Source organism: Microbacterium sp. NPDC058021 (assembly GCF_042885955.1).
GTDB lineage: Bacteria > Actinomycetota > Actinomycetes > Actinomycetales > Microbacteriaceae > Microbacterium.
In genome coordinates this window covers 1-26,541 of sequence record NZ_JBHVRF010000006.1, presented here as the reverse complement: position 1 = coordinate 26,541, position 26,541 = coordinate 1, and the positions used below count along the sequence as shown (strand labels likewise).

The following is a 26,541-nucleotide window of genomic DNA, read 5'->3' as shown; positions in this document are numbered from 1 at the left end:
ACAGTCTACGGAGCCGGCGCGTCCGATCCTGCGAAGCGCCGGTGCCAGGCCGCCACGGATGCCGCGGCGGGGGCGGCGCCCCGATATCCCCGGGTCAGCGCCCGCCAACGCCATAGCATCCGCACCCGCAGGACGATCGCCGCGCGCGTCTCGCGCGCCGCAGTGCTGCGGCTCCGCCGGAGCACGAAGGCCCCCGTGCCGGCAGCGGCATCCACCACGGCGCCATCCATCATCCCCAGCGACCACCACTTGCCGTCGGTGCGCGCGAGCCGCGGCGGACGCTGCGGCGGATGCGACCGGCGCAACTGATGCCCGAGGACGCGGGCGAGCCGCGCGATGGCGGCAGCCGCCCCCTGCGGGGCACCCGCACCATCGGCATCGACGGTGGCCGGCAGGTCGTGCTCGGCCACGACGCGCTGGCCGAGGTCGGCGATCACGGCGGCCGCGCGCGCCGGTCCGGCGCGCAGCACGGGATCCAGGTGGCCCGGCCCCCGGAGGATGTCGCGGAGCGCGAGGTTGCGCACCGCGACCGACCCGTACTGCGCACACAGCACGTGGTTCAGGTCCTGCGTGAACGAGGCGAGCAGCGTTCGGCGCCCGCCTCGACCGCCGTGCAGCAGCGCCGTGACCACGCGGTTGCGCAGCTGGAAGTAGGCCTGCCAGTCCAGGCCGTCATCCTTCGCGGTCCACGGCATGTGCCACAGCGCCGCTCCGGGGAGGGTCACCGTCGGGATGCCGCGTGCGCCCGCGCGCAAACCGAACTCCGCGTCGTCCCATTTGATGAAGTAGGGCAGCGAGAGCCCGATCTGCCGGATGGTCTCGACCGGGATGAGGCACATCCACCATCCGTTGAAGTCCACGTCGATGCGCCGGCTCAGCGCGGGGGCGTCGTCGATCGTGGTCTTCGCGAGGTCGATGTCCGCCAGCGCGGGGTCCACCGGACCCCACCAGAACTGCGACCTGTCCACCCGCTCGCCGAAGGAGTGCAGCCGCGTCGGATCGACCAGGCTCAGCATCTGCGCCCCCACGATGGTCTGCCGCGTCGCGCGCTGCGCGAAGGCGATCATGCGGTGGACCGACTCGGGCTCCAGGTCCACATCGTCATCGAGCAGGAGCGCGTAGGTGCTCTCCTCGGCGAGCGCCTCGACCATGCCGCGACTGAAGCCGCCGGAACCGCCCAGATTCGGCTGCTCCCGCAGCCGCAGACGCGAACCCCACTGCGCCGCCGCCTCGTCGAAACCGGCGGCCCCCGCAAGACGACGGCTCCCCTGGTCGGCGACGACGACGGCGTCCACCACGTCGCCCAGAGCGGGGTCGGAGGCCAGGCGCTGCAACAGCCGGACGCAATCGGCTTCGCGGTTGAACGTCGTGATGCAGATCGTCGCGGATGCCGACCGTGGCGCGTCCCACGCCTCCCACTGCGCGTCCGAGACGCTCGTCGGCCCGTGCGTCGCCACGATCTCGAACCACAGCCAGCCGTCGCTCGGGGAGATGTCCGTCTCGAACGTCCATTCACCCGTCACGGTCGCCCGCGCGAGCGTGGCCACGGTCCCCGCCTGGTCCGTGCGGTGGACGATCACGTCCGCGGACTCGTCGAGCCGCATCCGCAGCCGGACGCCGGTCACGTCGGTGTGGGCGGCCCAATAGGCCGCGGGAAAGGCCGCGAAGTACGTCGCGAACGACGCTCGTTCCCCCGCGGCCACGTCCAGCCGTGTCCGCGAGCGCGCCGACCCACCGCGCACGTAGAGCTCGTCTCTGCCCGCCTGCAGGCCGAACGGGAACACGACGCGCTGGAGGGCGTGCCAGGCGCGCGCGGTGTCGGTCCTGCTCATCGGGCGCGGCGGTCGCGACGCCAGGTGCGCAGCGTCTGGGTGACCCGCTGTCCGAGTGAGCTTCTCTCGTCGAGCTGACGGCCGACCTCGTCCTGGATGAAGCGGGTCAGGTACAGCGGCAGACCCGGGCCGTGCGCGCGCACGTAGGCACGGAGGGCTTCGTCACGCACCAGCCTGTCGTAGTGCTCGTGCTCCTCGGCGAGGGCGAACATGCTGTTTCCGAGTTCACCGGCCACACCGACGCGCTGCATCCAGAACGCCAACGGCTCACCGTCGATGAACCCGATGTGGTGGATGAGCGCGGTGCGGAGGTTGAACTCCCAGTCCTCGACGGCGTGGAGGTCCTCACGGTAGAACCCGACCTCGTCGTGGAGCGCCCGGCGGTACAGGTAGGAGATGGGGACGGCGCGGTTGACCTGCAGAAGGTCCGAGTACGTGATCTCGCGCAGGTGCGGCCAGAAGGGCGCACGTCCGGCCTCGGCGAAGGACCCGTCGGGCTGCTGCGACTCGTAGATGATCTCCGTGCGCACCATCACACCGATGTCGTCAGGGTTCGCGTCCAGGTGGGCCACGGTGCGCGAGAGGAAGGAGGGGTCCCACAGATCGTCGTCGTCGTGGAGGACCACCAGTTCGGTCTCGAGTGCCCGCACGCCCTGGTTCGCGGCGGCCGAGCGTCCGGTCGGGTGAGGGTTGTGGGTGGCCGCGACACGCGTGCGCAGGCTCTCCGGGAGCGCGGCGACGGCAGCATCGACGACGGCGGCATCGCCGCCGTCGTTGACCACGTGCACCGCCCAGTCCCCGAAGTCCTGGGCCGCGATGTCCCGCAGCGCCCGGCGCAGGAACCAGGGGCGGTTCTTCGTTCGGACGACGATCCCCACACGTGCAGGCTGTGCCTTGTCGGCCACCGCGTACCTCCCGGTCGTACCCGCCGACACTATCACCGCGTCGAGGCGGCTCATCAGCGCGCCCCTCGGCGGTACCGGGGCGGTGGGCTACCCTGGGGCAGGTTGGACCACCTATCGCGCGGGGGGGGTTGTGAACACATGGTTTTCGCAAACGACGTGGTGGTCGTGGGCGGCGGCGGCCACGTCGGCCTCCCCCTCGCGATCGCGCTGGCCAGCCGAGGCAAGCGCACCGTGGTCTACGACGTCGCCGACAGCGCCGTCCAGCGCATCCTCAGGGCTCAGATGCCGTTCATCGAGCCGGGCGCCGACGAACTCCTCGCCACCGTCGTGGCCGACGGCATGCTCAGTGCCTCCACCGACCCCGCGGTCGTGGCGTCGGCGGAGCACGTCATCGTGGTCATCGGGACCCCGGTGGACGAGCACCTCAATCCCGACCCGAACGCGATCCCCAGAGCCCTGGAGACGTGCGCTCCCTACTTCCGCGAGGGGCAGCTTCTGGTGCTGCGCAGCACGATCTACCCCGGCGTGACGGCGCTCGTGCGCGACATGGTCACCACGTCGGGTGTCGACATGGAAGTGGCCTTCTGCCCCGAGCGCATCGCCGAGCACAAGGCGATGACGGAGCTGTTCGAGCTGCCGCAGATCGTCTCGGGGTACACGCCGCAGGCGGTGGCCAGGGCCCGCGCACTGTTCAGCGCCCTCACCGCCTCGATCGTCGAGCTGACGCCGGAGGAGGCGGAGCTGGCCAAGTTGTTCACCAACACGTGGCGATACATCAAGTTCGCTGCGGTCAACCAGTTCTACATGATGGCCAACTCCAAAGGTGTGGACTTCGAACGGGTCCGCGCCGGCCTCACGCACGATTACCCCCGCGCCCAGGACATGCCGGGGCCCGGCTTCACCGCGGGACCCTGCCTGTTCAAGGACACCATGCAACTCGCCGCCTTCAGCGACAACACCTTCCAGCTCGGGCATTCGGCGATGCTCGTCAACGAGGGTCTGCCGCTGTACATCGCGACGCGGCTGGACCAGAAGCACGACCTCTCCTCCAAGACCGTCGGCATCCTCGGCATGGCGTTCAAAGCGGGCTCCGACGACATCCGCTCCAGCCTCTCCTACAAGCTGCAGCGGGTCCTGCGGTTCACCGCGCGGGAGGTCCTCGCGACCGATCCCCATGTCCCCGCGAGCGTGGATTCCTCCCTCCTCCCCTTGGACGAGGTGATCCGTCGCAGCGACATCCTCATCATCGCGACGCCGCATCAGGAGTACCGCGACCTCGACACGGACAAGCCTGTCGCCGATGTCTGGAACCTGCTCGGCGAGGGAGTCCTCATTTGAGCACCGACGCGCGCGTCACGATCGTCGTCCCCGCCTACAACGAGGGTGAGGAGATCGCCGGGTTCCTCGCCCGCGTCGCTGAGACGGTCACCCTGCCGTTCGAGCTGCTCGTGGTCGTCGACACCGAGCAGGACACCACGATCCCGGTCGTGCAGCGCATGGCCGCGCAGGACCCTCGCATCCGTCACGTGGTCAACACCTACGGCCGCGGTCCCGCGCAGGCGATCCGGTACGGGTTCGACACCGCGGCGGCGCCGACCGTCGTCGTGACCATGGCCGACGGCAGCGACGACCCCCGGCAGATCGATGAGCTGACCGTCCTCGTCGAGCGGGGAGTCGTGGTCGCCGCCGGGAGCCGCTACATGCCCGGTGGTCAGCAGATCGGCGGCCCGCGGCTCAAGCGCACCCTCTCCCGGCTGGCGGGCCAGTCGCTGCACCTGTTCGCCGGCATCGGCACCCGAGACGCGACCAACTCCTTCAAGGCGTACAACGCGGACTTCGTCCGGACGGTCACCGTGCAGTCGCGGGACGGTTTCGAGATCGGTCTCGAGCTCACCGCCAAGGCCCGGCGCGCGCGCCTGCCCGTCGCGGAGCTTCCGACCATCTGGCTGGATCGCACGACGGGCGTGTCCAACTTCCAGCTGCGCAAGTGGATCCCGAAGTACCTGCGCTGGTATTTCTTCGCATTCGGCCCGCCCGTGGCCATCACCGACATCGCAGAGGCCGCTCGCGGCACGAAGGGAAAGCCATGGAAAAGGTCCTGATCACCGGCTCGGCCGGGTTCATCGGCGGGTACGTGGTGGAGGAGCTCCTCCGCCAGGGTTACCAGGTCGTCGGCATCGACAACTACTCGAAGTACGGCCCCGTCAAGAAGTCCTACGACGACCACCCGAACTACGAGCTCGTGGTCGCGGATGTGCTGGACACCACGCGGATGACCGAACTGCTGATGGACTGCGACCACTTCATCGCCGGTGCGGCGCTGATCGGCGGCATCTCCTACTTCCACACCTACCAGTACGACCTCATCGCGGCGAACGAGCGGATCATCGCCTCGTCCTGCGACGCGGCTATCGCGGTGAAGAAGGCCGGCGGGAAGCTGAAGAAGGTCACCTACATGTCCTCGTCCATGGTCTTCGAGTCCACCGACCGGTGGCCGTCGAAGGAGGGCGACGAGCTGCTCGTGCCGCCGCCGCTGTCGTCCTACGGCTTCCAGAAGCTCGCGGTCGAGTACTTCGCACGGGCGGCCAAGGGCCAGTACGACGTGGACTACACCATCCTGCGACCCTTCAACTGCGTCGGCATCGGTGAATCCCGCGCCCTCGGCGACGTGGAGATCCACTCGGGCAACGTGCAGCTCGCCATGAGCCACGTGGTGCCCGACCTCGTGCAGAAGGTGCTCAAGGGACAGGACCCGCTGCACATCCTCGGCGAGGGCACGCAGGTACGCCACTACACCTACGGCGGCGACCTGGCGCGCGGCATCGTGCTCAGCCTGGACCACCCGGGTGCGCTGAACACCGATTTCAACCTCTCCACGGCCACCGGCCACAGCGTCGTCGAACTCGCCGAGGTCATCTGGCGCAAGATCAAGGGTCCCGACGTCCCGCTGAACCTCGTGAGCGACCCGGCCTTCGAGTACGACGTGCAGAAGCGCGTGCCCGATGTGACCAAGGCCAAGGAGGTGCTCGGCTTCGAGGCGACCACCACACTGGAGGACATGCTCGACGAGGTCATCCCGTGGATCGAGAACGCGATCGCGGAAGGCACGATCTAGCGTTGGGAGTAGCGCTCCGGGCCGCCCCGGAGCCCTTCCCGTCCCCCGTATGAAAGATCGAACCGCGATGCGCCCACCCGACACTTCCCATCTGCGGGAGTTCATCGTCCGCAACCTGCGGCGCGGCGGGGTCTTCCTCGCCATCGGCGGACTGGGCTTCGTCGTGGACGCCGTCGTGTACAACCTGCTGGTGTTCGCCGGTGGTTCAGGGCCCCTGCACGGCTACCCGCTCGTGGCGAAGACGATCGCCGTGATCGCAGGGCTGATCGTCACGTACGCAGGCAACAAGCTGCTGACCTACCGCGACCGCAGGGCGGCGATCAGCTGGGGACAGGTGCTGCGCTATGCAGCGGTCAACGTCCTGGCGATCCTCGTGCAGCTTGGGTGCCTGGGCTTCTCCCGTTACGTCTTGGGCTTGGACACCGTCCTCGCCGACAACATCGCCGGCACCTTGATCGGCCAGGCTCTCGCGACAGGACTTCGCTACGTGCTCTACACACTGTGGGTCTTCCCCCACGCCCCCGCGACCGATGGACAGGCGACCGTGACCGCCGAGTCCTCACCGGATCAGGGCGCCCGGTGAGCGCCGCGGCACGGACGCTGGTGCGCCGCGCGCGGGGCCTGCCGGTCGTCTCGGCCGTGGTCGCGTGGCTCGACCGTCGCTGGTGGGCGCGGGTCATCCTGCGGGCGGGCGTCGTCGACGGCGATATCGTCGCCGCCCAGCTCGGGCGACGGGTGTCGGATGCCGCTGCGGTGCGCCGATACGTCGGAGGCGGCTTCCGTGAGGGGCTCGTTCTCAACCCGCTGTTCTGCGAACCGACCGTCTCCCGCCAGCTGTCCGACGCCGATCGCGTGCCCGCGCTCTACGCCTATCTGGTCAACGATCGTGCGGCGCTGCAGGTCAGCCCGAACTGGGACGCACCGGCGCTCGTGCACGACCATCCCGAGTCGCTGGAGGATCCGGCGGGACCACTCGGCCACGCCTGGCGAGCCGCCCGCCGCACGGGCACGGTGGTGCTCGGCCGAGGGGCGTCGCGGCGGCAGGTGCCCTGGGCGGAGGTGACTGCGGCCGCGTACACCGGCGCTGCGGGCACGGCGGACTTCGCCGCGGAGGACGCCGTCACCGAACGCACCGCCCTGGTCTGCACGATCGCCGCGGACGAGCGCGATCCGGATCTCGTGCTGCACACGGCTGCGAACACGCGCGACACGGCACTCACCCTGATCCTGGAAGAACCGGGCGCGGACCTGCGGGTCCAGGCACGGATCCTGGCGCTGTGGGCGCCGGTGCGCAGGATCGTGACCGCGCCGTCGGCGGACGCGGACACCGACGTGACTGGTCTCGTCGGCGACGCGCACGTGGTCGTCACCCGTGGCCCCCACGCGCAGCTGGATGCCGACGCGATCGCGGCGCTCTCCGACGCGGCATCCCGCCGCCACCGGGCGGCCCCGCTGTGGATCGCCCCGGACGGGACCGTCGCCGCCGCCGGAGTCGTCCGCCACGGTGGAGAGAACCACTTCCTGCTGGCCGGGCATCCCCCCGAGGACGCCCTCGCGCTGGGGACCACCATCACGGTGCCCGAGGCCGCCGGTGCCACGCGGGCGTGGCCGGTCGATCTCGGGCCGCACGGCACGGCGCTGACCCTCCTCGACCGCACCGTCATCGCGCCGACGGCAGAGCCCGATCCGGCACACCCTGCCGGTGCGGACACCGAACTGGACGCGCTGCTGGCGCCGACCGGCTTCGCCCCCGGCGCCGACCCGGGTCTCGTGCTGCGCCGGGGGCGGGACGCGCGGCGCTGGGCGATCAAGACGGCCGCGCCCGCGGGGCCGGCCGGCGAGGCCTGGGGGGATACGCACTTCGCACGCGGCCTCGCCGCGGCGCTGCGCCGGCAGGGAGCGGAGGTCGTGATCGACTCCGTGACCGCCGCCCACCGCCCCACGACCGTGTTCGACGACGTCTGCCTCGTGCTGCGAGGCCCGGAACGCATCGATCCCCCGGCCGGGACGTTCTCGATCCTGTGGATCATCAGTCACCCCGACGAGATCACCGCTGACGAACTCAGCCGCTTCGACGTCGTCTTCGCCGCCTCCGAACCCTGGGCACGGTGGGCCACCCAGCGCTTCGCGCGGCCGGTGCGGCCGCTGCTGCAGTGCACGGACAGTCACCGCTTCCACCCGAGCGGGGCCGCCCGCACCGACGACATCGTCTTCGTCGGCACGGCGCGCGGCATCGCACGTCCCGCCGTCGTGGAGCCCTTGCGTGCCGGCATCCCGGTGCGGGTGTACGGGCCGGATTGGCGCGGTTTCATCCCCGGATCGGCGATCGCCGCCACCGGGATCCCGAACCGGGACCTCCCCTTGCGCTACGAGACGGCACGCGTCGTGCTCAACGACCACTGGCCCGCGATGCAGCGCGCGGGCTTCATCGCCAACCGTCCATACGACGTGGTCGCCGCGGGCGGGCGCGTGATCAGCGACGACGTCGAAGGGCTCGAGGAGCACTTCCGCGGCGCGGTGCGCGTGTACCGATCGGTGGCGGAGCTGACGGAGATGCTGCGCGGCGACGTGGACGCGTTGTTCCCCGACGACGAAGAACTCGCACGGATCTCGGCGGACATCCGCCGGGACGATTCGTTCGACGCGCGCGCCCAGACCCTGCTCGCCGCGGCCGAACCCGCCGACGGCATCTAGGATCGGGCAGACTCACCGCATGGAGCAGGAGCACCCGCGCAGCATCAGCGAAGGAGCCGCCGTGGCAGAACCCACCCCGCACTCCGCTCGTCCCGTGCGCATCTCTCGCAGCGCCGCCTGGCCGGTGTGGGTGCACGCGGCGACACTGGTCGGCGGCCTCGTCCTGCTGCTGGTGCTCGCCCGCGACCAGTGGTTCTACCTGGACGAGTGGGACATCCTGTGGGGGCCGCAGGCCGCGCGACGGGCGCTCGAGGGCCACAACGGCCACTGGAGCGTCGTGCCGATCGCCGTCTGGCGCCTGCTGCAGAGCGTCTTCGGTTTGAGCAGCTATCTGCCCTACGTCACCGTCTCCATCCTCGCCCACCTCGTCGTCGCGCACCTGCTGTGGAGGGTGATGCGACGAGTCGGTGTGGCTCCGTGGATCGGGGTGGCCCTCAGCACGGTCTTCGTGCTCCTCGGTGCGGCGGGTGAGAATCTGTTCTGGGGCTTCCAGATGGGGTTCATGGGAGCGATCGCCTTCGGGCTGGGGGCACTGCTGCTCGCGATGCGCCCGACGATCACGCCGTGGCGGGTCGCCGCCTGCGCGCTGCTGCTGCTACTGGGCGTCGCGACGGCCGGCACCGTGCTCCCGCTCTTCATCCCCGTCACGCTCACCCTGCTGGTCCGCCATGGCTGGCGCATGACGGCCGTCGCCGTGCTGCCGCCCGGGGTGGCCTATCTGATCTGGTACATCTTCTTCGAGACGGGCAACCCGACCGCGACGCTGCGCGCCAGCGGCATCCAGTCGCTGTTCACCGATGTGCCCGTGTTCATCGCGACGATGATCGTCGGCGGGCTGGACAAGGTCACTCCGGTACCCGGGTTCGGCATCGTCCTGACGACGGCGCTCGTGATCGGCGCGGTGGTGGCGATCGGACGTCGAGCGCTCCGACCCGACACGATCACCGTGCTGGGCCTTCTCGCCGCCGCGGTGTTCTTCGCCGCCCTCACCGCGTACAGCAGGGTGGGAGCCGGAATCGGGAGCGCGACGGACTCCCGCTACCTCTACGTCATCGTCGTGATGACGCTGCCCGCCATCGGTCTGCTGCTGACCCGACTGGTCGGTCACAGCCTCGCGCGCGAGATCGTCGTGCTGACGCTGATCGCCGCGGTGGGGATCTACAACGTGGGTCTGCTGATCGGTGCGGCCGCGGCGGGAGCCGACAGCGAGCAGCGCACGCACCGGATCATCTCGGCTGCGCTGGACCTCGCGGACGAGTATCCGGATGACGTCGACGGGGCGGGGCGGCCGGCGCCGCCGACCGCGCAGCGCTCACTCGCGGAACTGCAGCAACTGGAGTCCGAGTTCGGGCTCACGCGTGTCCCCTACACGGAGTCGGACCGCCTGGAAGCCCTCGCGGACATCTCCCTCTCGGCGACGCCGACCACGGCGCCGGGCAGCTGCGACCAGCCGCTCGCCGTCGGCGAAAGCTTCCCGTTGGACGCGGAGGGTCGGGTGCTTCAGGCCGAGGATCAGGGTGAGGTGACGCTCTGGCTGCGATCCGACGGCACGGAGGCGTTGCGCACCCTGCCGCTCGCCGAAGGCGCCACCGAGGTGGCGATCGCGGCGCCGGTCACGGCCGTCGTCGATGAGGTGAGCGGGTCGGTGAGCCTCTGCCGGTGATCCGGTCAGTCGTCGTCGGCGCCGACCCGATACTGCACGATCGCAGCGGCGGGGCCCATGGTGCCGGTGTCCCCCTCCACGATGAACGTGGCGCCCTGGGTCACGGAGTGGGACGAGGGCGAGCTGATGCCTACGGTGTTGGCGTTGACGAAGTACTCGCCGGGGCCCAGGCCCACGTCGGTGAGAGTCAGCTCGACGATCGCGTGATCGCGGATCGGGCTCAGTTGCACTCCGAGCAGATCGGTGTTCGACGCGAGCGCCATCTGGCCGTGGACGGTGTTGATCGAGAACCCGACCGCCCACTTCTCCATCGGCGACAGCGCGGTGACGTGGATGTGCAGGTCGATGGGCGCGCCGACGGCGAAACGGGCCGAGACGGCACCCTCCTGGTTGCGCACCTCGATCCGCTCGATCTCCAGCGAGTGCGAGGCTCGTTCGCCCTGCTGACCGCGGGTTCCCTCGCCGCTGCTGAGCAGCTCGCGGAACCGGTCGACGGCCGCCTCGGGGGCGCCGTCCAGGACGACCTGCCCACGGTTGAGCACGATGACCCGGTCGCACAGCGACTGGATCTGATCCAGCGCATGACTCACGATGATGATCGTGCGTCCCTCCTCCTGGAAGGAGCGGATCTTGTCCATGCACTTCTGCTGGAACTTCTCGTCGCCGACGGCGAGCACCTCGTCCACCAGCAGGATGTCGGGGTCGGTGTGCACGGCGACGGCGAAGGCCAGCCGCACGTACATGCCGGAGGAGTAGAACTTCACCTGGGTGTCGATGAAGTCACCGACCCCGGAGAACTCCACGATGTCGTCGAATTGGGCCTCGGTCTCCTCGCGGCTGAGTCCGAGCACGGAGGCGTTCAGGTACACGTTTTCGCGGCCGGTGAGGTCGGGATGGAAGCCCGCGCCGAGTTCGAGCAGGGCGGCCACGCGACCGCGCTGGCGCACCTCGCCGGAGGTCGGCTGGATGATGCCGCCGATGACTTTCAGCAGTGTGCTCTTGCCCGAGCCGTTGTGGCCGATGAGTCCGATCGTGTTGCCGGCGTAGATGTCCAGGCTCACGTCGCTGAGCGCCCAGTAATCCTGACGGTGTGCACGGCCGGCGCGGCCGAGGGTGACGATGCGCTCTTTGAGGGAGGTGTCCTTGCGCACGGTGAAGCGCTTGGACACCGCCTCGGCCTGGATCACCAGCGGGGGCGCGACGGATTCCACGGACATCTCGGTCATGCGGGGATCAGAGCTCCTGAGCGAAGTTGCCCTGCAGACGCAGGAACAGGCGGTGCCCCGCGAACAGGAGCACGAAGCCGATGACGAGGGCGATCCCCATGCGCAGGAGCAGGTCGTCGGGGTGGGGCTGGTCGGCACCGGCCAGCCAGAACGCGCGCTGGAAACCGAGGATCGCCAGCGTCAGCGGGTTGTCGGTGTAGATCTCCAGAAGCACCGGGTTCTGGATCTGGGATTGCACCATCTGCCAGGAGTACACCACCGGCGAGGCCCAGAACAGCAGCATCGTGAAGACCTCGACCAGGTACTGCATGTCGCGGAGGTAGACGTTGAGAGCGCCGAAGAACAGCGCGAACGCCAGGCCGTAGACCACCAGGAGCAGCAGCGCCGGGACCGCGTAGAGGATCCCCCAGTGGAGGGGCGGGTACCCCGAGATGACGGTGGCGGCCAGGAGCACCACGAGCTGCACGCCGAAGTTGAACAGCGCAGAACCGACACTGGCCAGCGGGAAGACCTCGCGCGGGACGTAGACCTTCTTCACGAGCCCTGCGTTCGCGAGGATCGATCCGGTGCCGCCGACGGCGATCTCGGTGAACAGACCCATCGCGGTGAGGCCGGTGAAGATGTAGATGGCGAAGTCGGGGATGCCCCGGGCGGCGCCGAGGAACTGGCCGAGCACCACGAAGTACAGCAGCAGCTGCACGAGGGGTCGTGCCAACGACCACAGGAAGCCCAGCGCCGAGTCCTTGTACTTCGACTTCAGGTCTCGCTTGACCAGCAGCCCCAGCATCTCGCGCTGCCCCACGACGTCGCGGATCGAGTCGACGACCCCGCGGGGGGTGAGTGGGTGGGCCCCTCCCACCGTCTGCATCGGCAGGGTGGAGAGCCGCTTGTACCGCAGCGTCGAAGCGGGTTCTTGCTGCGCGGACATAGGGGAGATCCTATACCGCCCCCGCTGCGCGTCCGCTGTCAACGGCTGCCGCGCCGGATCCACCGGCGCGGATCGCGCAGGCGCCCGAGCACTGCGCGTGCCCGGACGACACGCGCACCCCACGGGGCGAGCATCTCCGGGTCCTTCTGCGGGTGATGCCGCCGCATGTACATGCGCAGGAAGTCGCCGATCGAGCCGTCGCCCATCTTGCCGAGGATGTGCAGCAGACCGATCTGGTCGATACTGGCGCCCGGAATGGTCGCCGACAGCTGGTCGAGGTTGTACTCCAGCGCGGTGTGGCTCTGGGCGAGGTACTCGGCATTGGCGATCGTCCGCGTGTGGTAGCCCAGCTCCCCGGCGGCGTACGACGGCATCCGCTCGAGGATGTGCGCCAGCCCGCCGTCCTGGTAGGCCTCGGCACCACCGAAGTCGTCGGGGTTCCACTCGCGGCGCAGGAGCACCCCCAGCGCCTCGGGGCGGGCGAAGTACATGGATCCGAACGGCGCGAGCGGCGAGATGTCATCCAGCGGCACGTGGATGCCGAGTTCCTTGCACAGCTCGTAGAACCCGGGCTTGTTGGCCCACCAGCCGCGCCCGAGCGTCGGGTGGCCCAGATGGACGGTCGGCGGATAGGCCAACCCCAGGCCCGGCTCGCGCTGGAACAGCGCGACCACGTTCGCGGCGTAACCGGGGCTGTTGAGGAGGTTGGTGAACTGCTGCTCGCGGAAATGCCGCCCGACGCTGTAGATGTCCTGCGGGGTCTTCTTCGAGTGGATCTTCACCAGCAGGTCGTACTCGCCGCTGAGCAGCACGTCACGGCAGTCGATCAGGAACGCCCCCTGGTCGCGACCGTTGTTGGATGCCACGACACGCACCTCGCGGGCGCCGCGCGCGGGCCGGCCGGCCAGCACGGCCCTGATGGCCTCCGCCTTGACCTCGTCGGCCGTCGTGATCACCAGGTCGTACTCGCCCGGGAGGCAGTCCGCCCGGTCGAGCATCTCCGGAGCCATCTCCTCGTAGTAGATGTGCGCCAGGACGACGGTGCGCAGCGGGGCGGTGGGGTCGTAGGCCAGATCGGTCTCGGCCAGCACCTCCAGCATCGCGAGATCCGTGTTGGCCACGCGCGGCTGGACGTTGCGGGCGACATCGCGGTGGATCAGCTCCACCGGGTAGCCGGCCTGCTCAGCCACCTCGAGCGTCCAGCGTCCGATCACGGCGAGCCGGTCCAGCAGCACCGGCCACTGGAAGAACGGTCGACGCTTCAGCGTCGGGCATCCCGCCTCGAGCAGCTGCCGCGCGTAGAGCACGGGGTAGTTCTCCGCCACGTCGGTGATGATCGGGAAGGCGACCTCCCCGATGAAGCCGTGGTCGGTGAAGTGCTCGGTGAACACCCCTTCGTGCTTGACCACGGCGTCGGAGTACGAGTCCATCGGCGGCAGCTCCGCCCAGTACCGCTGCCACTCCTCCGACAGGAACATCTCCCGCCGCACCCCCACCCAGTAGGACTGCAGGTGGTAGGGCAGGTAACCGGTGAAGGTAAACGGGTGGGGCTCGACACGCGCGTGGTCGGTCATGCCCCAGAAGTGCAGCTCCTGGCCGTCGATGCGGTCGAAGACCGGCCCGAACGGGCAGACCGGGCCGTACCAGGTGTCATTGGCGATGATGAGTTCGTCGAAGTCGGCGATCGCCTCCCCCACGTGGTCGATGCCGGCCTTGTAGCCCCAGATGTCGAAGCCGCGGTTCTCGCGCACCAGGATCTCGTCGGCGACGGGTTCGAGCGCCGCGCGACCGGCGTCGGTCAGCTTGCCGTTGACGACCACCAGGATGTGATCGACGTGCTCCCGCAGGCTGCGCAGCGCGTACGGGATGTAGTCCTCGACGTCGCCGCGCTTGTCGTAGACGACGTACACCAGCAGGCGCTTGCCGTCGGCGGGGAATGCGCTGGCCGGACGGGAGGGGAAGACGATGAGGTCGCTGGTCTTGCTCATGAGGTCCCTTCCCCCGAATCGCCCGCGGCGCCGGGCCGCAGCGCCGTTCGGAGTACCTTCCCCGCACCGAACCCGCGGAAGGCGAGCCGATACAGGGGCAGCAGTGCGCGCGCGAGGCGCGGGTGGTTGTTTCTCAGGTACATCCGGGTGAGGGCGACCACACCGCCGTGGCCGGTCGACCCGAGCCGGTGCAGGAAGCGGATCTGCTCCACCGGATAGCCGCGAGTCGTCGACGACATCTGATCGACCTTGAACTCCAGCGACGTGTGGCTGATGGAGGCGTGCTCGTGGGTCAGCACGGTGCGGCTGTGGAATCCCGCCTCCGCGGCGACGAGCGCCACGAGACGTTCCTGCACGCGTCCCAGTTCGACGTACCGGCGTCTGCCGGGCTTGCCGTAGTCGTCGCCGGTCCAGCGTTCCTCCGCGAGCCGGCGGATCGCTTCGGGCCGGCCGATCCACATCCCGCCGAACGGCGCGAGCGGGCTCACCCGGTCCAGCGGCACGCGCACGCCCAGACGCTCGCACAGTTCTTCCGCCGCGCTGCGGTAGGCGCCCCAGCCCCGCCCGATGATGGCGTTGCCGATGTGGATCATCGGCGGGAACACCAGGCCGAGGCCGGGCTGCTTCTGGAACAGCGCCAGGATGTTGCGCACATAGTCGTCGCCGCCGAGCAGGTTGTCCAACAGGTACCGGCGGGTGTACTCCTGCATGTTCGGCGTCTTGCGCTGGGACACCCGGCCGTGGATCTTGACCATCAGGTCGTACTTGCCCCCCAGCACGACGTCGCGGCACGCGATGAGCAGCGACGCCTTGTCCCGGCCGTCCTTCACCCACGACACCCGGGTTTCGAAGGACGCGAACGGCGGATCCGCCACGGCCGCGACCTTCATCTCGATGGCGCGCGCGCGACCGCCGTCGCCGGTGGTGATGTAGAGGTCGAACCCCGACGGGAGGTGCGAGAGCCGGGCGAGCATCTCATCGACGAATCCGACGTCGGGGACGTAGGCGATGACCGCGATGCGGAAGGGTCGCTCCGGGTCGTAGTCCCCCGGTGCATCCGGCAGCACCTCGAGCATGCCCGCGATCGCGTTGAGCGCGTTGGGCGGCACGGTTCGGGCGAGATCGCGCCACGCCTCGGTGAGGTCGAAACCGTAGCCCTCGACCTCGTGCAGGAGGCGGCGCCCGAGGACGGCGTGCCGGTCGAGGAACGGCGGGAACTGGGCGAATACCGCGCGGCCCAGGAACGGGAAGCCGTCCTCGAGCAGCAGGTCGGGAGCGAAGACGACGGGGTTGCCGCGCGGGTAGCCGCGGGCGGGGAAGGCGGACTCCGCGGTGAAGCCGGCGGCCGCGAGCGCATCCGCGACCTCCTGCTGCGACTTCGGACCGCTCTGCCACAGGTCGCGCCACTCCCGCGAGGCGATCGCGTCGCGGCGCAGCGCCAGCCACACCCAGGACAGGTCCCAATCGGGGAACCCCTCCTCGGGGAACCCCTCCGTGGGACCGTCGATGTTGTCGGTCATCTGCCACATGTCGACGGGGCGACCTGCCATGCGCTCCACAACGGGCGTCAGTGGATGCACCGGTCCGTACCAGGAGTTCCCTGTGAAGACGACCTCGTCGAAGTCCCCGATGCGCTCGCCCATGCCGGTCACCGCCGACGGGTAGGCCAGCGGCCCGATGGCATCCTCCGGGACGGTCACGATCTCGTCGACCAGCTCGGCCAGGCGCGCACGGTCGACGGCGCCCATGCGGCGATCGACGATCGCGACGAGGCGCTCGGCGACATCTCGAAGGGCGGTCAGGGCCGTGCCCATGTAGTCCGCGTATTCGCCGCGCAGATCGTCGATGAGGTAGAAGACCGCGCGGCGAGGCTCCGGCGGCAGGGGCTGGGCGTCGAGCTCGGTTCTCGTGACGTCCGTCATGAGTTCTGGACGAGGAGCTTCAGGAGGTAGGCGCCGTATCCGCTCTTCACGAGCGGCTCCGCCCGCTGGCGCAGCTCGTCGTCACTGAGGAACCCCATGCGCCAGGCCACCTCTTCGGGGCATCCGATGGACAGGCCCTGCCGCTTCTGCACCGTGCGGATGAACTCGGTGGCCTCGCTCAGCGAGTCGAATGTGCCGGTGTCCAGCCATGCCGTGCCGCGCGGCAGCAGCTCCACCTGCAGGCGCCCGGCCTCGAGGTAGACCTTGTTGACGTCGGTGATCTCCAGCTCGCCGCGCGGCGAGGGCTTGAGGTCCTTGGCGATCTGGATGACGTCGTTGTCGTAGAAGTACAGCCCGGGCACCGCGTAGTGGCTCTTCGGGGCGGCGGGCTTCTCCTCGAGGGAGACCACGCGGCCGTCGTCGGCAAACTCGACGACGCCGTAAGCGGTCGGGTCATCGACCCAGTAGCCGAACACGACACCACCCTCGACGTTCTCGTAGCGGCGCAGCCGCGTACCCATGCCCTGGCCGTAGAAGATGTTGTCGCCGAGCACCAGGGCGACCGAATCGTCGCCGATGTGCTCTTCGCCCAGGATGAACGCCTGAGCCAGACCGTCCGGCGCCGGCTGCGTCTTGTACGTGATCGACACGCCGAACCGCGACCCGTCGCCGAGCAGTCGCTGGAACTGGTCGGAGTCCTGGGGCGTGGTGATGATCAGGATGTCCCGGATGCCCGCGAGGATGAGCGTCGACAGCGGGTAGTAGATCATCGGCTTGTCGTAGACGGGGACGAGCTGCTTGGAAATACCGAGCGTGATCGGGTGAAGTCGTGAGCCGGTTCCGCCCGCGAGAATGATGCCGCGCATGGCTCTAGTCTCTGCCATCGGCGACGCCTGGCCAAACGCGCGCCCGCGAGAGCCGTCCGTCGTGCGTCCGGCCAGGCTCAGTGCAAGCCGCTGTCAGTCCTCGGCACGTTGTGCTTCAGAGCTACGCGCCGGGGGCGTGCGCAGGCCCGGCAGTTCCGCTGACGCATCCTCGTCGTAGTCGTGCGGACCGCCCTCGGCGGCCAGTTGCCGGCGCAGGATCGTCGCCGCGAGCACCGCCACCCCCGCGGATGCGACGTCGGCGACGGTGAACATCAGCCGTGATACCGCGGTCAGCGCCGCCGCCTGCGGAACCGTCAGCAGCATCACCATGGCGGCGATGAGCACCCCCTCGCGCGCACCGATGCCCGACGGCAGCAGGAAGGCGATGAGTCCGGCCGTGAAGCCGAGGGCCATCGCCCCCGTGAGGAGGATGAGCACCCCGAGGTCCGGATCCACCAGCGAGTTCACCAGCAGGAACAGGTGCAGGCCGTAGCAGATGTAGGATGCCAGCGCCGCGCCGAGGGACCGCCCCACGACCGAGAAGCTGATGCGGTGGTCCAGCGGCGGCCGGCGGAACAGACGCAGGATGAGCGATGCCATCCATGTCATGACGCGCGGGTGCAGGCAGATCAGCCCCACCGGCAGCAGCGCGAACAACCAGAGGAATGCGGAGTTGTCCTCGACGAGGAGCGGCAGCGCGAGCGAGCCGAGGATGAGCGAGGCCACCACGCCCACTCCCGCGGCGTACAGCGCCGTGATCAGCACACGCGGCCGGGCGATGCCGTACTGGCGGCCGAGCTCCATCTGCATGACGTAGGACCACACCGAACCCGGGACGTATTTGCCGAGCTGGCCGACGAGGAGCACTTGGGCGGCGCGCACCACCGGGACCTTCTCCCCCAGTCCGTTGAGGATCGCCACCCAGCTCGCGACGCCGAAGCCGAGGCCCACCACGACGAGCAGGAACGACAGGACCAGCGACGGCCAGGCCACCAGCGCCAGCGCGCTGGAGACGTCGGCCCATTGGGTGACGAGGTAGTAGGTCGCGAACCCCAGCACAAGCGCCAGGAGCACGTAACGGAGCAGGAGAACGACCCACGAGACGGGGGTGCGCTGGGTGGCGATGGACAGGCCTTTCTGCGCGATGGGCGGTCCGGTCTCACAGAAGGACACAGGCCGCCGACACTATGCTGGGAGCTGACCCCGGCAGACTACGCGAGCAGGATCATGATACCCATCACAGTTGTGGAGTTCGGTGCCGACACCGAACGACTCGTACTCGAAGTCCTCCGCACCGGCCGCATCGCGCAGGGCCCGATGGTCGCCCGCTTCGAGGCCGCCTTCGCCGAACTGGTGGGCGTGAAGCACGCCGTAGCGGTCAACAACGGCACCACCTCCCTCGTGGCAGCCCTCCAGGTCCTCGACCTCGAGCCCGGCTCGGAGGTCATCACCAGTCCCTTCACGTTCGCCGCGACGCTCAACGCGATCCTCGAGGCCGGAGCGATCGCGCGATTCGCCGACATCAGCGCCGAGGACTTCAACGTCGACGCGGCGTCGGTGCGGGAGCGCGTGTCGGCACGCACCCGAGTGCTGATGCCGGTGCACCTGTACGGCCAGACCGCCGACATGGATCCGTTGACCGAGATCGCGTCGGAGCACGGCCTCGCGCTCATCGAGGATGCCGCCCAGGCGCACGGCGCGACGTATCGCGGTCGCGGTGCCGGAAGCTTCGGCATCGGATCGTTCTCGTTCTACGCGACGAAGAACATCACCACCGGCGAAGGCGGTGTCATCACCACCGACGACGATGCCCTCGCCGAGAAGCTGCGCATCCTGCGGAACCAGGGCATGCGTGCCCGCTACGAGTACGTGATGCTCGGCCACAACTACCGCATGACCGATCTGCAGGCGGCATTGGCGCTTCCTCAGATGCAGCGGTACGACGAGGTGGTGGATGCCCGTGCGGCCAACGCCGCATCGCTGTCCGCCGGGCTGCGCGGCGTCCCCGGTCTGGTCGTTCCGGCCCAGTTGCCGGATCGGCGCCACGTCTGGCACCAGTACACCGTGCGTGTGACCGACGACGCGCAGGTCTCGCGCGACGAATTCGTGGCACGCCTGAACGAAGCCGGGGTGGGTGCCGGTGTCTACTACCCCCGCCTCGTGTTCGACTACGACGCGTATCGCACCCACCCGGGCGTCGTGATCGAGGACACTCCCGTGGCCGCCGCGGTGGCGCAGCAGGTCGTCTCCCTTCCGGTCCACCCTCATCTGAGCAGCCAGGACCTCGAGACGATCGTCACCGCCGTCCATGACATCCTCGGCGCGCCCGACGGGGGCTCCCGGTGATGCGGGTCGCGCTCGTCGGCGCCGGCACGATGGGCTCCTTCCACGCGCGGGTGGTCAACGCCTCCGCTCGCACGGACCTGGCTTTCGTCGTGGAGAGCCGCGAAGAGACCGGTCGCGCCGTCGCAGAGCGCTACGGTGCGACCTGGGTCCCCACGCTCGACGACATCGGCGACGTGGATGCCGTCGTCGTCGCGGCATCCACCGAGGCGCACCGCGACCTGGCCACCGCCGTGCTCGAGCGGCGTCTGCCGCTGCTGGTGGAGAAGCCGCTCGTCGACGACTACGCCCAGGCCGCTGAGCTGGTGCGGCTGTCGCGCGCGAACGACACCCCGCTGCTGTGCGGGTTCCTCGAGCGGTTCAATCCTGCGGTGCTCACGGCCCAGCACCTCATCGAACAGCCCCTGCACGTCACCGCCACCCGGCACTCGCCGTACGCACCCCGCATCCGCACCGGCGTCGCCTGGGATCTGCTCATCCACGACGTCGACCTGGCGATCAACGTGCTGCGACAGGAGCCGCAGTACGCCTCGGGTACGGTCGGCTACTTCCACCCGTCGTCGGCACCCGGCGCCGAGGACGTCGCATCGGCGACCCTCACCTTCGCCGACGGCCAGCTGGCCCAGCTCTCGGCGAGCCGCATCGGCCAGCGCAAGGAGCGCACGGTAACGATCCACGAGCTGGACAAGCTCGTGGAGCTGGACCTGCTGCGGCGCACCGTCACGGTCTATCGCCATGTGACATCCGACACCGCAGAGCCGGACGGCCGCGGCTACCGCCAGCAGACCACGATCGAGATCCCCGAGATCACGCAGGCGCAGGAACCGCTGGCTGCGCAGTGGGACCACTTCGTCGATCTCGTGGAGGGCACCGCGGACGCCGAGTCGGAGCGCACCTGGATGCTCCCCGCCCACGCCGCGATCGCCTCGGTGCTGCAGCCGCTGTCGGTCTGACGCGCGGAGAGACCCGATCAGCGGCCGAGGACCGGCCGCTCCGGGTCGGACAGGTCGACGGTGCCCACTTCGCGCGCGGGCACGCCGGCGACGATCGTCCGCGCCGCCACGTCACCGGTGACCACCGCTCCCGCGCCGATCACCGCTTCGTCCCCGACGGTGACGCCCATGTTGATCACCGCGTTCGCGCCGATGAACACACGGTCGCCGATGCGGACGGGGTGACGCTCCACGTCAGGGTGACGACGACCGGAAACGCACCGCTTCGCGCTGGAATGCGTGTAGATGTGCACTCCCGAAGCGATGTCGCATCCGCGGCCGATCGTCAGGCCTCCGGAACCGTCGATGACGGTGAAGGCACCGATCCAGGTGCCTTCACCGATCTCGGGTTCGCCGACGATCCACGCGTGGTCGTTGAACGGGTTGTCCGGCAGCGATGATCCCACCTTGGCCCTCCGTCGGCTGGGGTGATTCAGGAGTTCTGCACGAGGCGCGTCATACCCGAGCGCACGTCGACGCTTGCGACGAAGCCGAGCACCCGCTGGGCGCGCTCCACGTCGGCGGCACGCCGCGAGACGAGCACGTCGCGGGGGTTGAAGACGGGCTCGACGTCGACGCCGACGGCGTCGATCAGGATCCGGGCGAGCTCAGCCACCGAGGTGTCGATGCCGGTGCCGACGTTGATCGCCTGGTCGGCTTCTTCGGCCGTCAGGGAGAGCACCACCGCGCGGGCGATGTCGGTGACGTGGATGAAGTCCATCGACTGCTTGCCCTCACCGTCGATGACAGGGGCGTCGCCGTTCTTCAGGCGGTTCACGAAGTGGTTGATGACCGAGGTGTAGTAGGCCGTGGTCTTCTGACCTTCGCCGTAGACGTTGAAGAACCGCAGCGCGATCCAGCTCAGTCCGGACCGGCGCTGGTAGTACCCCAGGATGTCCTCACCGGTGCGCTTGCCGATGCAGTACGGGGTCAGCGGGTTGAGCCGGTCGTCCTCGTGCATCGGCAGCTTCTCGGGGTCGCCGTACACCGAGGCGCTCGATGCGTACACGACACGCTTCACGCCGAGTGCCGCCGCCGCCGAGACGACGTTGTGCGTTCCGACGACGTTGATGTCGAAGGAGGTCGCGGGATCGGCGACGCTCTTGTTGATGGAGTCCGCGGCGAGGTGGATCACGTAGTCGTAACCGCGCATGGCCTCCATGATGGAGACCCCGTTGCGGATGTCCTGGTCCACGACGTCGACGCGTCCGGTCTTCACCAGCTCGTTCGCACGGTCGCGGTCGCCGCGGACCATGTTGTCGAAGATGCGGATGTTCCAGCCGTCATCGAGGAGCTGCGAGACGACGTGCAGGCCGATGAAGCCTGCCCCACCGATGACGAGGACGTTCTTATCGGACAATGTGACTCCTTCGGAAATGCCGGGCACCGCGGTCATCGGCTGCCGGCGACGGCATCGGTCAGGACGTCGATGACACGATCGACGTCCGACTCGGACAGGTTGGCGTGCATGGGGATGGCGAGGTGGCGCGTGAACAGGTCGGCCGAGATGGGCAGGTGCGCCGTCGACCCGTACACCGGCTGCAGATGGGATGCGTAGGTGCCGAAGTTGCACTGCACGCCGTTGGCGCGCAGATGACCGGCGACCGCACCGCGGTCGAGCTCGGGGTCGAGGGTGATGACGTAGGACTGCCACGGGTGGACGCGGTCCGACAGCGCGACGGGTGCCGTCACGCCGGCCAGCGACTCGAGCCGCTCGCGGTACATCTCGGCGATCTCGCCGCGGCGGGCCACGAGCGAGGGAAGACGATCCAGCTGCGCCAGCATGATCCCGGCCGCGACGTCGGACATGCGGTAGTTGAAACCGGCTTCGTCGAAGGAGGGGATCGGCAGCTCGGTGCTGCCCTCACGGCTCAGCGCGGGCGCGATGCCGTACGTGTGGAGCTTGCGCGCGTGCGCGGCCAGCTCCGCGTCATCCGTGGTGAGCGCGCCACCCTCGCCGGCGGTGATGCCCTTGCGTCCGTGGAAGCTGAAGGTGGCGACATCGGCCAGGCTGCCCGCCGCGCGACCCCGATACGAGGCCCCCGCGGAACACGCGGCATCCTCCATGAGCCACAGGCCGTGCTTGTCGGCGATCGCACGCAACTCGTCGTAGTCGGCGGACTGCCCGAAGACGTCCACCGCGAGGATCCCGACCGTGCGCTCGGTGATCGCCGCCTCCACGGCGGCGGGGTCGACCGTCCAGATGTCGGGGCGGATGTCGGCGAAGACCGGTGTCGCTCCCGTCCAGAGGACGGAGTGGCCGGTTGCGGGGAACGTGTAGTCCCCCACGATGACCTCGTCGCCCGGCTTCGTGCCGAGAACGGTCAGTCCCAGGTGCAGGGCGGAGCCGCAGTTGGACGTCGCCAGAGCGTGCTTGGTCCCCGCGGTGCGGGCGAAGCGTTCCTCGAATCTGGCGCAGGTCGGACCGGCGCCGGACAGCCATCCGGACGCGAAGACCTTCTGCACCTCTGCGATCTCTTCGTCACCGACGGTCGGCTCCCCGAGGGAGATCACACGACTCATGAAGGGCCTCTCAGGCTGGGGGCGACACACCGGATCCCGTCGCGATGCACGCCTTCCATGCTAACGGATGGGTGGGTGCGACCTGCGGCCGCGAGCGCTCCTGCCATCCCCGTCAGGGCGCGGCGGGAGCGGTCACCTCGTAGATGCGGAGGGTGCTCGGTCCCTGCGGCACCTGCGCATACTCCGTGAGGCATGGCTGCACGATGTCAGTGTCCGTCAGCACCCACGACACGTGAGCCTGCGCGAAATCGCCGCAGGAATCGAAGGTCATCCGGATCTGGTCGGCTGCCGGGTTGCGCGGGTCGGGGTCGCCCTCCCCCGCTTCCCACGAGACATTGGCGAGCCGGTTCCAGACGTCCTCGTCCTGGCCGTCGGGGTCGATCTGCTCCCACATCTCGGTCGACGGTGCGCTCTGGAATCCGTTGTACGCCGTGACTCCCGATTCGACCAGGGCCATCGGAACCAGCCAGGAGTCGCCGACCCCCACCCACGCACCGCCCCGGTCCTCGTCGATCTCCTGGATCTCGGCGACCGCCTCGGTCTCACGCACATCGAGCACGCCTCGGTAGAGAGGGTTGACCCCCACGGTCGAGACGAAGGAGACGGCCGCGAGCAGGAGGGCGCCCAGGGCTGCCCGCCCCGAGCACAGCGCCCAGACACTCACGACGAACATCACGCCCAGTACGACGGTCGCGAATACGAGCCGCGGCGAGAGTGAGGCGAACAGGTGGGACAGGCCGCCGGCGGGCTCGGTGAGGAGAACCATCACTCCGATGGAGGCGATCGTCAGAGCCGTCGCGCCGAGCGACACGAGGAGCGGGGGGCGTGCGGGGGGGTCGCGTTCGTCGATCCGCATCACGGCGACGGCGACGAGGACGACGCTCAGGATGCCGAAGCCGAGCCGCATCCTCGCGTAGGTCGTGCGGTCCAGCAGCAGCAGGTGGGACAGCCAGTCCCAGCCGGGGATGAAGAGGTAGGCCAGCATCACGAGCCCGACCGCGAACAGGGCGACGCTCAGCCAGTCGACCGAGCGACGGGCCCGCCAGCGGCGCCAGATCGACCACGCCAGCACCACCGCCGCCCCGATCCCCGGAAGCAGGAAGCTGGAGGCCTCGGAGCTGTTGGGACCGAACGGGGCGCCGGCCATGCGCTCGAGTGTCACCGACAGTGGGCCGCTGAGCAGGCCGCCGAGTTCGAGGCTGCCGCCGCGTCCGACCGGCGCCAGCCGCTGCCCGGGGTACACCGTGCCGAGGAACCCCTGAATCGTGTCCCACCGGGTGAGGATCCATACGAGCAGGACCACCACCGCTGCCGCCCCGGCGGCGAAGATCGGCCAGATGCTGCGCAATCGCTGCCAGAAGGAGCCGTCGTTGAAGTCCCGGCTGACCACGGCGCCGATGCCGAAGGCGACGGCGACGATGGCCGCAGGCACGATGAAGGGCACATAGATCCCCATGCCCACCGTGACGGTCAGATAGCCGACGAGGGCTGCGAGCACCCAGACGCCTGCCCTCCGGCGGGAGCGTAGCGCCCACACGACGGCAGCCATCACCAGAAATGCCCAGGCCGCCGGATAGAAGGTGATCGACAGATACCACCATTGGAAGAACGGCGCGAAGAAGAGGGCGACGGCGAGGGCGAGGGAGGTGACCGGCCGCCGCGGCAGCAGCGTGATGAGGAAGACGTACGCGGCGGCGATCAGGGCCAGTCCCGGCATCCACCATTTGACGGCCATCGCCTGATCCAGCGGGAGCACGAAGAACCCGAGCAGGTGCGGGCGGAACGCGGTGGACCAGTCCGCCGAGGGCAGATCATGCTGCACCGTGGCGTCCATGCCGCCCGGGAAGGTCTCGTTGCGCACCGGCAGGCCCTGCTCCACCTGCGAGATCGTCCAGGTGGTCTGGACGTACCATTCGTCGGTGCGGATGAGCTGCGGCTCACCCCAGAGCAGGTCCTCGTCGGCCTCCGTGCTCACCTGCGAATGGACGGCGCCGGTCGAGGACCCCGTCACGCCGAACGCCACGAGACCGAGGAAGACGAGCAGGAGTGCGAGCAGCGGGATGCCGATCACCCGGGCGTTGGGCAGTCCGTCCGCCCGCGGCTCGACGGCGGTGCGCCACCGCGCGCGAAGGGTCGTCGACCACTCCGGGGCGGTCATGCGCGCGCCATCTCTTCGAGGACGACGAGGTGGGCATCCCCGACCGAATCGATCGTGAAGTGCGCGTCGATCAGCTCACGGGCGTTGTCCGAGACCCGCCGGCGTGCGGCATCCGGATCGTCGAGGACATGCGCGATCACCCGGGCCAGCCCGGCGACGTCGGCGCGTTCGTCGCCGCCGCCCCGCGTCGGAGAGAGGAACAGGTGCGTACCGTCCTCGAGCGGGATCGACAGGAAATTGTCCTCCCGGACGGCGGCGACGACAGGGGTCCCCGCCGCCAGCGCTTCGAGACTGGCGGTGCCGAAGCCCTGACCTTCGAGTTCGTGCACCTCCAGGGCTGCGGCCGCGAGGACGTCCGGGATCTCGTGCTGGGGACGTGCACCCAGTGCGACGACGGAATCCGCGATGCCCAGTTCCTGTGCGCGCGTGAGGAACGCGTCGTGGTAGACCCCGCCCACGACGACCACGAGCGCGTCCGGGTGGCGCTCGAGGACCGCCGGCAGCGCCTCGACGAGCGCGATGCGATTGCGCTGCGGGATGACATGCCCGAGCGAGACGATCAGGGGCCGGGAGCCGCTGTCCAACTGGGCGGGAAGGCGTGTCGGATCACCGCCCCGCATGCGCTCGGGGTCGATGCCGACGGGGATGACCACCTTGCCGCTGATGGCACGGCGATAGCGCTTATCGATGTACGCGTCCATGAGACGGTCCATCACGACGAGCCGTGGCCGGTGCAGACGCATCAGCGGCGTGACCAGGATCATGTCGGCGAGGGCATAGACCATCGAGTTGAACCGGCTGAGCGGGCTCTCCAGTCGAGTGTGGATGCTCAGCAGCGTGGGGACCCCGCGACGGCGCGCCCACCATCCGGAGAGCCACGTCAGATCGAAGAACTGACCGTGCTGATGCACCGCATCCGGGGCGAAGTCGTCGAGGACCTCGAACACGCGCCGCTTCGCGCGCGGTGAGATGGTGAAAGCGATGTCGAAGTTCGCCGCAAGCCGGGTCTTCGGAAGCGTCCACGCCGGTATGCGCACGATGGTCACCCCATCGCGGTCTTCGCGTTCGGGGGCATCACTGTATGCCGCCGTGAGCACGAGTACCTCGTGTCCGCGCCGGGCGTAGTGGCGGGCGAGATGATCCGCCAGATGCGAGGATCCTCCGGGCCGCGGGGGGAAGAAGTTGTTGACAACTGCGATTTTCATACTCACGTGGTTCGCGCCGGAGACAGGAAACCTCATCCTATACGGCGGGGTGTCCCGAACCTGTGGGTCATCCGGTCGCGAGTTGGCCGCCCTCGAAGTTCTGGCGGCACACCGCGCCCGCGCACGACTGCTCCGACGTCGGCCAACCCAACCGACCCGCCGCACCGTTCTCACGGAAGTA

21 protein-coding genes are annotated in these 26,541 nt (G+C 69.1%); 8 read left to right on the top strand and 13 right to left on the bottom strand.

Annotated features, from left to right (window positions below; translation table 11 throughout):
* Positions 1–5 precede the first annotated feature (5 nt).
* Together ACFVR6_RS13450 and ACFVR6_RS13445 are read right to left on the bottom strand one after the other, a co-directional pair.
* Positions 6–1,832: a glycosyltransferase gene (locus ACFVR6_RS13450; protein WP_386963861.1), complete on the bottom strand. Its 1,827-nt coding sequence runs from the start codon at positions 1,830–1,832 to the stop codon at positions 6–8.
* Complete coding sequence (locus ACFVR6_RS13445; protein ID WP_386963859.1) at positions 1,829–2,791, bottom strand: glycosyltransferase family 2 protein; 963 nt, start codon at positions 2,789–2,791, stop codon at positions 1,829–1,831. Before ACFVR6_RS13445 ends, ACFVR6_RS13450 begins: the two co-directional genes overlap by 4 nt.
* Positions 2,792–2,875: 84 nt before the next feature.
* On the opposite strand from ACFVR6_RS13445, the gene ACFVR6_RS13440 reads away from it, so the two are divergent.
* Genes ACFVR6_RS13440 through ACFVR6_RS13415 form a run of 6 tightly spaced genes read left to right on the top strand, consistent with a single transcriptional unit; the run spans position 2,876 to position 10,209 of the window.
* Positions 2,876–4,075 carry a nucleotide sugar dehydrogenase gene (locus tag ACFVR6_RS13440; protein WP_386963857.1) on the top strand — a complete coding sequence of 400 codons (1,200 nt, stop codon included), beginning with the start codon at positions 2,876–2,878 and terminating at the stop codon, positions 4,073–4,075.
* Positions 4,072–4,839 carry a glycosyltransferase family 2 protein gene (locus ACFVR6_RS13435; protein ID WP_386963855.1) on the top strand — a complete coding sequence of 256 codons (768 nt, stop codon included), beginning with the start codon at positions 4,072–4,074 and terminating at the stop codon, positions 4,837–4,839. Before ACFVR6_RS13440 ends, ACFVR6_RS13435 begins: the two co-directional genes overlap by 4 nt.
* The gene (locus ACFVR6_RS13430) at positions 4,824–5,852 is read left to right on the top strand and encodes an NAD-dependent epimerase/dehydratase family protein (protein WP_386963853.1); all 1,029 of its coding nucleotides are present in this window, start codon (positions 4,824–4,826) and stop codon (positions 5,850–5,852) included. The genes ACFVR6_RS13435 and ACFVR6_RS13430 overlap by 16 nt, the downstream gene beginning before the upstream one ends.
* Positions 5,853–5,901: 49 nt before the next feature.
* On the top strand, positions 5,902–6,435 hold the full coding sequence (locus tag ACFVR6_RS13425) for a GtrA family protein (RefSeq protein WP_386963851.1): 534 nt from the start codon (positions 5,902–5,904) through the stop codon (positions 6,433–6,435).
* Positions 6,432–8,546 carry a CgeB family protein gene (locus tag ACFVR6_RS13420; protein ID WP_386963849.1) on the top strand — a complete coding sequence of 705 codons (2,115 nt, stop codon included), beginning with the start codon at positions 6,432–6,434 and terminating at the stop codon, positions 8,544–8,546. Before ACFVR6_RS13425 ends, ACFVR6_RS13420 begins: the two co-directional genes overlap by 4 nt.
* 19 nt (positions 8,547–8,565) lie before the next feature.
* On the top strand, positions 8,566–10,209 hold the full coding sequence (locus tag ACFVR6_RS13415) for a hypothetical protein (RefSeq protein WP_386963847.1): 1,644 nt from the start codon (positions 8,566–8,568) through the stop codon (positions 10,207–10,209).
* 5 nt (positions 10,210–10,214) lie between these two features.
* Here the strand turns inward: ACFVR6_RS13415 and ACFVR6_RS13410 are convergent, their stop codons facing one another.
* From ACFVR6_RS13410 to ACFVR6_RS13385, 6 genes are all read right to left on the bottom strand, one after another.
* Positions 10,215–11,435 carry an ABC transporter ATP-binding protein gene (locus ACFVR6_RS13410; protein ID WP_386963845.1) on the bottom strand — a complete coding sequence of 407 codons (1,221 nt, stop codon included), beginning with the start codon at positions 11,433–11,435 and terminating at the stop codon, positions 10,215–10,217.
* A gap of 7 nt (positions 11,436–11,442) precedes the next feature.
* Positions 11,443–12,363 (bottom strand): ABC transporter permease, encoded by a 921-nt coding sequence (locus tag ACFVR6_RS13405; protein WP_386963843.1) that lies wholly within the window; start codon positions 12,361–12,363, stop codon positions 11,443–11,445.
* A gap of 38 nt (positions 12,364–12,401) precedes the next feature.
* Positions 12,402–14,351 (bottom strand): rhamnan synthesis F family protein, encoded by a 1,950-nt coding sequence (locus ACFVR6_RS13400; protein ID WP_386963841.1) that lies wholly within the window; start codon positions 14,349–14,351, stop codon positions 12,402–12,404.
* Entirely contained in the window at positions 14,348–16,273 is a 1,926-nt protein-coding gene (locus ACFVR6_RS13395) for a rhamnan synthesis F family protein (RefSeq protein ID WP_386963839.1), read from the bottom strand. Before ACFVR6_RS13395 ends, ACFVR6_RS13400 begins: the two co-directional genes overlap by 4 nt.
* Complete coding sequence (rfbA, locus tag ACFVR6_RS13390) at positions 16,270–17,139, bottom strand: glucose-1-phosphate thymidylyltransferase RfbA (RefSeq protein WP_386963837.1); 870 nt, start codon at positions 17,137–17,139, stop codon at positions 16,270–16,272. Before rfbA ends, ACFVR6_RS13395 begins: the two co-directional genes overlap by 4 nt.
* A 93-nt stretch (positions 17,140–17,232) precedes the next feature.
* Positions 17,233–18,312, bottom strand: a complete 1,080-nt coding sequence (locus ACFVR6_RS13385; protein ID WP_386963835.1) for a lysylphosphatidylglycerol synthase domain-containing protein — start codon at positions 18,310–18,312, stop codon at positions 17,233–17,235.
* A gap of 54 nt (positions 18,313–18,366) precedes the next feature.
* Between ACFVR6_RS13385 and ACFVR6_RS13380 the strand changes: the two genes are divergently transcribed.
* Both ACFVR6_RS13380 and ACFVR6_RS13375 read left to right on the top strand, forming a co-directional pair.
* Positions 18,367–19,485, top strand: a complete 1,119-nt coding sequence (locus tag ACFVR6_RS13380; protein WP_386963834.1) for a DegT/DnrJ/EryC1/StrS family aminotransferase — start codon at positions 18,367–18,369, stop codon at positions 19,483–19,485.
* Complete coding sequence (locus tag ACFVR6_RS13375) at positions 19,485–20,435, top strand: Gfo/Idh/MocA family protein (protein WP_386963832.1); 951 nt, start codon at positions 19,485–19,487, stop codon at positions 20,433–20,435. The genes ACFVR6_RS13380 and ACFVR6_RS13375 overlap by 1 nt, the downstream gene beginning before the upstream one ends.
* Positions 20,436–20,452: 17 nt before the next feature.
* Here ACFVR6_RS13375 and ACFVR6_RS13370 read toward each other — a convergent pair whose 3' ends face one another.
* The 5 genes from ACFVR6_RS13370 to ACFVR6_RS13350 form a co-directional block, all read right to left on the bottom strand.
* A complete protein-coding gene (locus ACFVR6_RS13370) occupies positions 20,453–20,881 on the bottom strand; it encodes an acyltransferase (protein WP_386963830.1) in 429 nt (142 codons plus the stop codon).
* Between the two features lie 26 nt (positions 20,882–20,907).
* Complete coding sequence (locus tag ACFVR6_RS13365; protein ID WP_386963828.1) at positions 20,908–21,834, bottom strand: NAD-dependent epimerase/dehydratase family protein; 927 nt, start codon at positions 21,832–21,834, stop codon at positions 20,908–20,910.
* A 32-nt stretch (positions 21,835–21,866) separates the two neighbouring features.
* On the bottom strand, positions 21,867–22,997 hold the full coding sequence (locus ACFVR6_RS13360; RefSeq protein WP_386963826.1) for a DegT/DnrJ/EryC1/StrS family aminotransferase: 1,131 nt from the start codon (positions 22,995–22,997) through the stop codon (positions 21,867–21,869).
* A 112-nt stretch (positions 22,998–23,109) separates the two neighbouring features.
* On the bottom strand, positions 23,110–25,155 hold the full coding sequence (locus ACFVR6_RS13355) for a DUF7657 domain-containing protein (RefSeq protein WP_386963824.1): 2,046 nt from the start codon (positions 25,153–25,155) through the stop codon (positions 23,110–23,112).
* Positions 25,152–26,360, bottom strand: coding sequence for a glycosyltransferase family 4 protein (locus ACFVR6_RS13350; protein WP_386963822.1), 1,209 nt, complete (start codon positions 26,358–26,360; stop codon positions 25,152–25,154). Before ACFVR6_RS13350 ends, ACFVR6_RS13355 begins: the two co-directional genes overlap by 4 nt.
* Positions 26,361–26,541 lie beyond the last annotated feature (181 nt).

Coding starts and splice junctions, on each gene's coding strand:
- ACFVR6_RS13450 (WP_386963861.1), bottom strand. CDS start 1,832: ATGAGCAGGACCGACACCGCGCGCGCCTGGCACGCCCTCCAGCGCGTC.
- ACFVR6_RS13445 (WP_386963859.1), bottom strand. CDS start 2,791: ATGAGCCGCCTCGACGCGGTGATAGTGTCGGCGGGTACGACCGGGAGG.
- ACFVR6_RS13440 (WP_386963857.1), top strand. CDS start 2,876: ATGGTTTTCGCAAACGACGTGGTGGTCGTGGGCGGCGGCGGCCACGTC.
- ACFVR6_RS13430 (WP_386963853.1), top strand. CDS start 4,824: ATGGAAAAGGTCCTGATCACCGGCTCGGCCGGGTTCATCGGCGGGTAC.
- ACFVR6_RS13425 (WP_386963851.1), top strand. CDS start 5,902: ATGAAAGATCGAACCGCGATGCGCCCACCCGACACTTCCCATCTGCGG.
- ACFVR6_RS13415 (WP_386963847.1), top strand. CDS start 8,566: ATGGAGCAGGAGCACCCGCGCAGCATCAGCGAAGGAGCCGCCGTGGCA.
- ACFVR6_RS13410 (WP_386963845.1), bottom strand. CDS start 11,435: ATGACCGAGATGTCCGTGGAATCCGTCGCGCCCCCGCTGGTGATCCAG.
- ACFVR6_RS13405 (WP_386963843.1), bottom strand. CDS start 12,363: ATGTCCGCGCAGCAAGAACCCGCTTCGACGCTGCGGTACAAGCGGCTC.
- ACFVR6_RS13400 (WP_386963841.1), bottom strand. CDS start 14,351: ATGAGCAAGACCAGCGACCTCATCGTCTTCCCCTCCCGTCCGGCCAGC.
- ACFVR6_RS13395 (WP_386963839.1), bottom strand. CDS start 16,273: ATGACGGACGTCACGAGAACCGAGCTCGACGCCCAGCCCCTGCCGCCG.
- rfbA (WP_386963837.1), bottom strand. CDS start 17,139: ATGCGCGGCATCATTCTCGCGGGCGGAACCGGCTCACGACTTCACCCG.
- ACFVR6_RS13380 (WP_386963834.1), top strand. CDS start 18,367: ATGATACCCATCACAGTTGTGGAGTTCGGTGCCGACACCGAACGACTC.
- ACFVR6_RS13375 (WP_386963832.1), top strand. CDS start 19,485: ATGCGGGTCGCGCTCGTCGGCGCCGGCACGATGGGCTCCTTCCACGCG.
- ACFVR6_RS13360 (WP_386963826.1), bottom strand. CDS start 22,997: ATGAGTCGTGTGATCTCCCTCGGGGAGCCGACCGTCGGTGACGAAGAG.
- ACFVR6_RS13355 (WP_386963824.1), bottom strand. CDS start 25,155: ATGACCGCCCCGGAGTGGTCGACGACCCTTCGCGCGCGGTGGCGCACC.
- ACFVR6_RS13350 (WP_386963822.1), bottom strand. CDS start 26,360: ATGAAAATCGCAGTTGTCAACAACTTCTTCCCCCCGCGGCCCGGAGGA.